The sequence below is a fragment of the Cohnella sp. GbtcB17 genome, assembly GCF_019091135.1.
In the GTDB taxonomy this organism is placed as follows: domain Bacteria; phylum Bacillota; class Bacilli; order Paenibacillales; family Paenibacillaceae; genus Cohnella.
In genome coordinates this window covers 39,969-46,882 of sequence record NZ_JAGXJW010000060.1, presented here as the reverse complement: position 1 = coordinate 46,882, position 6,914 = coordinate 39,969, and the positions used below count along the sequence as shown (strand labels likewise).

Below are 6,914 nucleotides of genomic sequence, written 5' to 3'. Positions count from 1 at the left end.
CGAGGATCTGCACGTGCGACAGATCGATGAAGCCCTGGTTCATCAGGTCGATCAGACGTCCCGGCGTGGCGATGACGATATCCGCGCCGCGCGCAAGCGCATCTTCTTGAGGCTTCTGGGACACGCCGCCGAAAATGACGATGCCGCGCACGTCAAGGTGACGTCCGTATGCGCGCACATTGTCGTAAATCTGGATCGCCAGCTCCCGGGTCGGGGTGAGCACTAGAGAGCGGATCGGACGGCGCTTGCCCGGCGGCTTCTGCTGGTCGCTCAGCAGCTGGAGCATCGGCAGCGAGAACGCGGCCGGCTTGCCCGTGCCCGTCTGCGCGCAGCCGAACAGATCTCTGCCCGCAAGCACGACGGGGATCGCCTGCTCCTGGATCGGCGTAGGCGTCGTATAATTTTCTTCGCTCAGCGCTTTGAGAATCGCCGGCTTGAGCTTAAGGTCATTGAAGTTCATGGAATCTCCTTTATGTTAAAGCGTATCGTACAACGGCCATATCCAACCATTATACCCTATGGCGGACGGCGATTGAAAGGCAATGACGCCATATCGCCGCATGAAAATGCAAAAAAAGGCAATTCTCCAGATGCCGCGAAGCAACTGACTATCGATTCTGCTACTATATGAATTAAATATACCCTTTACTGAGGGAGGCTACCCAGCATGAATAGCAACGCACCAGAACTTACGGAAGGCCGCTTCAAAGTCGTCACACTGTGCGGCTCCACGCGGTTCAAGCCGGATTTCGAGCGCATCAACGCCGAATTGACGCTGGCGGGCAACGTCGTCATCTCCGTCGGCGTCTTCGTTCACGCGGAAGGCTCCGAAGTCGACGAAGCGCAGAAGCAGCTGCTGGACCTTGTTCATTTGCAAAAAATCGACATGGCCGACGAGATCTTCGTCGTCAATCCGGGCGGTTATATCGGCGACAGCACGCGGGGCGAGATCGAATACGCGACGCGCACGGGCGTCCCGGTTCGCTATCTCGTCCCTCCGGCTCCGGGCGAACCAGGCGTGCAATCCGGCAGGAGGGAAATTCCTTGACCTTGATCGTACATGCCGACACGCCCGAAGGACGCCGCTTGCGGCAATCCGATCCCGTACTTGGCCGACTCATCGAACGCATCGGGGAGATTCGTCTGTCGCCGAGCCGCTCGCCGTACGAAGCTCTCGTCGGCTCGATCGTCTCCCAGATGCTCTCCGCCAAGGTCGCCGGCGTAATCAAGCAGCGGCTGACGGCGTTGATCGGCGGGCCGCTCACGCCCGAATCGCTGCTTGCGCACGACGAGGAGGCGCTCCGGGGCGTCGGTCTGTCCTACGCCAAGATTCGCTCGATCCACGATCTCTCCCGGCGGACCTTGTCTGGCTCGCTGGACTACGAGGCGCTTGGCGTTTTGCCGGAGGCGGAAGCCGTCGCCATGCTGACACAGGTGAAGGGGATCGGAAAATGGGCGGCCGAGATGTTCCTCATCTTCTCGCTCGGACGGCCGGATGTGCTCTCGCTCGGGGACGCCGGCCTGCAGCGCGCCGCCCAGTGGCTGTACGGACGCCTCAATCCCGACGAAGCGCCCGGCTGCCTCGCACGGTACGCGGATCGGTGGAGCCCTTACCGGAGCATCGCCTGCCTTTACTTGTGGCGGGCCATCGACGACGGCTACGTGGACGGTCGGTCGGAGCTATAGAGGCGCAGGCATGAGCGGCACGATCCGGATGATGTTATAGGGGCAAAATGTTACTCTACAGCCTCGCGACACGATCCAAATGACGCTATAGGGGCAAGAAGTTACTCTACTCTACAGCCTCCTCTTTAAAACGCAAGCAAGCGCAGGCGGGCGCCTGCGCTTGTTTTCCGACGGACCGCGCTGCAGCCGCTGGTGAACCTCAATTAGACCCGCCCTAGATCCGCTCCAGAAACGGAATCGCCATCGCAGCGATTCGGGCGTGCCCCCGTGCGTTCGGGTGCAGGCCGTCGTCCGTGAACAGCGGGAGCGTCAGCCGGTTCAGCCCGCTCTCCGCGTACAGGTCCAGAACGGGAAGCGCGTATTCGCGTCCGAGCGCGGACACCGCCTCCGCATAGTCGCCCAGCCGGTGCCCCTGCGCGTTGGGCCTCTCGATATCGTAGCCGTCCTTGTCCCGCTGAAGCGGCGTCCACAGGCTTAAGCGGCAGCCCGGGTTCGCCGTCAGCACGGATTCGATCAGCGTCCGGTACGCGCCGACGAACGTCGACGGGTCGTGCCCGTCCCGGCTGCCCAGCGGCTTGTCAAGCCGATAGTCGTTCGTACCCGCGAATATGGTGACACAATCCAAGCCGGCGTCGACCGCCGCTGCCATGTTGACGGTGGCGCCTTCGTCGGTCGCGCCGCCTGCCGTCATCGGACAGCCGCTCCTGCCGTAGTTAAGCACCTCCGAGAAGCCTAGCGCAGCCTGCACGATCGGCTGGTAGCCGTTAGCGGCCGTGATGCTGTCCCCGAGCGTCCCCCAGCGTTTTCCTTGCCATTTCAAGCCACATCACGCTCCCATTCGTATGACCGCTTCTTTATTCCGCGGCCGGCGGCCGAAGCTATTCCGCCGCCGTAGCCGAAGCCGCCGCTTGTTCGCCCAGCCATGCGCCCTGCTCCACGAGCAGACGGCGCAGCTCGGGCACCTGAATCCCGCGCGAGCCCGTGCCTTCGCGCATCGCCAGCGCCGCCGCGGTGCCTGAAGCCTGCCCCATCGCGAAGCAGTTCGGCATAACCCGCAGCGAGCCCTGCACTGCGCGGTCCGACGATGCGGCGCGTCCCGGCACCCACAGATTGTCCAGGCCGACCGGCAGCAGCACTCGATACGGCACGCCATGCGACTGCCCTGGCTTCAGATGCGTGAACGTCATCTTGCCTTTGCTGTTCGCCAGGTGAATGTCGATGTAATAAGCGTTACGCGCGATGTCGTCCGGGAACGAGCGGGCGTTCATGAAGTCGTCCGCCGTCAGGACGTAATCGCCCTGGATGCGGCGGGTCTCCCGGATGCCGACCTGCTCGCCGCTCGCGACCAGATGCGCGCGCTCGAAGCCCGGCACGTACGTCTGAAAAAAGCGCAGCTGCCGCTCGACCAGCCGCCGTCCCTCGATCGCGCCGCGCGTCAGGTCCTCGGCCTTTGTGCCGTCGATGCCGAACACATGGCCGAAGTTGACGCCCACGAGGTAATCGTTCACCCAGGCCAGGCCGGAGATCGACTTGCGCCCCTCGGGGAGCGCTCCCTCCGCGATCGCCCGCTCAACCGTGGCGTGCAGCTGTCCGGAATCTCCGGTCTCGTCGAGATAGCGGCGAAAGCGCTCGCGGTCCACGTTCGCCAGCAAATAGCACATGGACCCTGGCTGCAGCTCGCCTTCATCCCCGCCCTTCTGGAACGGAACACCGGCCAGCGCGGCGATGTCCGCATCGCCCGTGGCGTCGATCACGTACCGCGCGCGAATCGCCGAGCGCCCCGTCTTGTTGACGACGACGATGCCCTCGATGCGCCGGCCGTCCGCCGACTTCAGCACGTCGTAGACAAAGGTGTGGAAAAGCGTGCGGACGCCGTGCTCCTCGAGCGCGTCGTCGTATACGCGCTTGAGCGTCTCTGGGTCGATCGGCACCCAGTCGAGCGTGTCCTTGTACTCGCTGCGATAGTCGGCGTTGCACGCCTGCTTCATCCGCTCCATCAGCGCCATGCCGATGCCGCGGACGATCGGCTTCTCCTTGTCCGTGAACGGGCAAAAAGCCGGCACGAGCGACACCGTCCCCATGCCGCCAAGGTAGCCGCGCTGCTCGACGAGCAGCACGCTCGCGCCATTCATGGCTGCGGCGATCGCCGCCCCGATGCCGGAAGCGCCACCGCCTACGACGACGACATCGGCCTCGTGCGAGACGGGAACGTCTTGAGCGGGCAGCGTCACGCTTTTCCCCGGCTGTCCGGCCTTTCTATCGAAGCTCATGCCCCGGCACCTCTCTCTTCGCCTTCCAGGCAAAGCCGAATCAGATCGTTCACGTCGGCCGTTGCCAGGCATTCCACCGTATCGGCCGCGCCGTAGTAAATCTTCACTTCGCCGGAATCTTCCAGAATCATGCCGCCGGGGAAAATAACGTCGTTGCGGAAGCCTCCGTCCGTCTCGTAGGGCGCCTCCGGCGCAAGCAGCGGAGCGCGGGACATGCCGACGATCTTGCCCGGATCGTCCAGATCGAGCAGCATGATGCCGGCCGAATAGCGCTTCCTCCAGGCCGGCTCCCAGCCGTTTTTGCCGCGGGACGGGTCGATGTCCACGGCGTGGAACGTCGTCAGCCAGCCCTTGTCCGTCTTGACCGGCGGCGCGCCGGGTCCGATCTTGTCGTTGGCGAACGGCACGTGCTCGACGCCCATGACGAGACGGGAGCCGCCCCAGTAGCGCAGGTCCGGAGAATCGGACAGCCACATGTCGAAGCGGTCGACGCCGCCCCGGCTGTATACGGGAAACGGGCGCTCGAGCCGCACGTACTTGCCGCCGACCCGCTCGGGGAACAGCACCATGTTGCGGTTGTCCGGCACGGACAGGCTGAGGACGTCGAAACGGCTGAAGTCGTCGGTGACCGCGATGCCGCCGCGTACGCCGTGCTTCGTATCGACCGCGAAGCACAGATGGCATCGACCGTCGACGACGGTCAGCCGCGGATCGTACACGCGGGTCACTTCCTCGTCGTGCCAGCTCCAGCATGGCGCGGGCTGCACCTCCCAGGTCACGCCGTCGTCGCTGTAGGCGAGTCCCAGATTCGTGGTGCTGTGCGGCTCGATCGTGCCGAGCGCGGCATTGCCGTAGTCGTTGCGGAACACCATCACGTATTTGCCTTCGTACTTGGTCACGCCCGCGTTGAACACCATCGCCGGCCCGTACGGCACGTCCTCCGGCTTCACAATCGGATTCGCCGGATGGCGGCGAACGAGCGGACTGGACGCCAGCGCGCCGATCGTCGATACAGTCATGCGTTTATCCTCCATATCGTCTATCTCATCGTATTTTCTTATGTTCTCTATGTCTAGCCTTTGACGGAGCCGGCCGTCACCTGCATGAACGATTTGTTCGCAAGGATGTACACGATGAGCATCGGCAGGATGGACAGGCAAGCGCCGGCCATCATCAGATTGAGCTGCATCGCCGCCGAGGCGCCGTACCGGAGATTGGCAAGGCCGACGGTGAGCGTCTGCAGATGCGGATCGGTCAGCGTGAACACGAGCGGCAGGATGTATTCGTTCCATGCATGGCGGAAGGCGAACAGGCCCGATACGCCAAGTCCCGGCGCGAGCAGCGGCAGGATGATCCGGTAGAAGGTGCGGATGAAGCCGGAGCCGTCCAGCATGGCCGACTCGTCGAGCTCGCGCGGGATCGCCTTGAAAAAGCCGAGCAGAATAAAAAAAGTGCTGGCATGCGCGCTGATCAGAATGAGGATGACGCCCCACAGCGAGGAATTCAGGTGCAGCTTGACCATCAGGTCGAACTGCGGCCGCAGTACGACCGCGCCGACCGAGATGAACATCGTCGACGCCTGAAGCCCGACGTACAGCGACTTGCCGGGAAAGCTCCGGCGATCGACGACGTAGGCGGCAGCCGCCGCGACGATCAGCGTGCCTGCCGTCGCCGCAACGCTCATGTAGACGCTGTTCCAGGTGAAGCGGGCGAAGTTGCTCTGTCGCCACGCCTCCGCGTAGTTGCCGAATTGCCAATCGCTCGGCAGAATATGGCCGCCGCCCATCAGCTCGGCGTTGGTCATCAGCGAGCCTGTCACCGTCATCAGGATCGGGAACAAGGTCAGGGCGGCGACGGTCAGCAGAAATAGCCAGAGGACCGCCCGGCCCGCGACAGCCGCAACCCGTGCGCCCGCCAGGCCGGAGGCGGCGCCGTCCCGGCGCTTGCGCGGGACCGGCTTGCCCATTGCAGCCGTTTGTTCGTTCATGCGAATCGCCTCCTTAGAACACCTTGTTCATTTTCCGGCTCATCGCGTAATACGCCGCCGTGATGATGCCGACGATGATGGCCGTCGTAAAGCCGACCGCGCTGCCGTAGCCGAACTGCTGGTCGACGACCGCGCCTGACGTAGCGACCGGGAAAAGCAGCTTGTACAAATACAGATACATGACCTCGGTCTTACCGATCGGGCCGCCTTCCGTCATAACCATGATGCTCTCGTAGCCTTTGAGCGAAGCGATGATAGCCAGCATGATGATGATCTGCATGACCGGTCCGAGCATCGGCACCGTGATGCGCCAGAAGCGCTGCGCGGGACCCGCGCCGTCGATCGACGCCGCCTCGTACAGGTCGTGCGGAATACTCTGCAGTCCCGCCAGGAACAGCAGCATGTAGTTGCCGACGGCGCCCCACGCCGCCGCCAGAATGACGGTCAGCATCGCATGCTTCGGACCGAGCCATTCGAACGGGCTGCCGATGAGGTGATATTTCATGAGCAGCTGGTTGACCATGCCGTTGTACGAGTTGAAGATCAAGTAGAACACGACGGCGATGACAGCCGTACTGATGACCGTCGGCATAAAAAATACCGCGCGCAGGAAATGGCGCCCGCGAAGCCTGCCGTTCAGGATGACCGCCAGCAGCAGCGACAGCGGCACCGTGATGAGCAGCTTGCCGCCCGCGAATACGAACGTATTGCGCACCGATTCCCAGAATGCCGCATCGCGCAGCAGCCGCCTGAAGTTGTCCAGCCCGACGAACGTCTCCGCGCCGTAGCCGGGGTAGTCGTAAAACATATAGCGCAGCACCCAGATCAACGGGTAAATGCCAAGCGCGACGGTCAGGATGACGCTGGGGAGCAGCAACAGCGAGTTTTCTCTCAGACGGGTCCAGCGCGTCATGTCTTCCACTCCTTCCGGGGATAACGAAGGGCCTTCGCCGATCGCGCACGAAAGCCCC

The 6,914-nt window shown here is 63.2% G+C and carries 8 protein-coding genes; 2 read left to right on the top strand and 6 right to left on the bottom strand.

Annotation, left to right across the window (positions count from 1 at the left end):
- Positions 1–460, bottom strand: a 460-nt coding sequence (locus KVT38_RS34995; protein WP_254639584.1) for a DEAD/DEAH box helicase, incomplete at its 3' end; no start/stop codon positions are given.
- A 207-nt stretch (positions 461–667) separates the two neighbouring features.
- Between KVT38_RS34995 and KVT38_RS26825 the strand changes: the two genes are divergently transcribed.
- Positions 668–1,048 (top strand): hypothetical protein, encoded by a 381-nt coding sequence (locus KVT38_RS26825; protein ID WP_217596823.1) that lies wholly within the window; start codon positions 668–670, stop codon positions 1,046–1,048.
- Positions 1,045–1,686, top strand: coding sequence for a DNA-3-methyladenine glycosylase family protein (locus tag KVT38_RS26820; RefSeq protein WP_217596822.1), 642 nt, complete (start codon positions 1,045–1,047; stop codon positions 1,684–1,686). The genes KVT38_RS26825 and KVT38_RS26820 overlap by 4 nt, the downstream gene beginning before the upstream one ends.
- Before the next feature lie 214 nt (positions 1,687–1,900).
- Here the strand turns inward: KVT38_RS26820 and KVT38_RS26815 are convergent, their stop codons facing one another.
- Genes KVT38_RS26815 through KVT38_RS26795 form a run of 5 tightly spaced genes read right to left on the bottom strand, consistent with a single transcriptional unit; the run spans position 1,901 to position 6,856 of the window.
- Entirely contained in the window at positions 1,901–2,506 is a 606-nt protein-coding gene (locus KVT38_RS26815; RefSeq protein ID WP_217596821.1) for an SGNH/GDSL hydrolase family protein, read from the bottom strand.
- Between the two features lie 58 nt (positions 2,507–2,564).
- Positions 2,565–3,956 (bottom strand): FAD-dependent oxidoreductase, encoded by a 1,392-nt coding sequence (locus KVT38_RS26810; RefSeq protein WP_217596820.1) that lies wholly within the window; start codon positions 3,954–3,956, stop codon positions 2,565–2,567.
- Positions 3,953–4,975: a glycoside hydrolase family 130 protein gene (locus tag KVT38_RS26805; protein WP_217596819.1), complete on the bottom strand. Its 1,023-nt coding sequence runs from the start codon at positions 4,973–4,975 to the stop codon at positions 3,953–3,955. The genes KVT38_RS26810 and KVT38_RS26805 overlap by 4 nt, the downstream gene beginning before the upstream one ends.
- A 53-nt stretch (positions 4,976–5,028) precedes the next feature.
- Positions 5,029–5,943, bottom strand: a complete 915-nt coding sequence (locus KVT38_RS26800) for a carbohydrate ABC transporter permease (protein WP_254639583.1) — start codon at positions 5,941–5,943, stop codon at positions 5,029–5,031.
- Positions 5,944–5,956: 13 nt separating this feature from the next.
- Positions 5,957–6,856, bottom strand: a complete 900-nt coding sequence (locus KVT38_RS26795; protein ID WP_217596818.1) for a carbohydrate ABC transporter permease — start codon at positions 6,854–6,856, stop codon at positions 5,957–5,959.
- Positions 6,857–6,914: the final 58 nt, after the last annotated feature.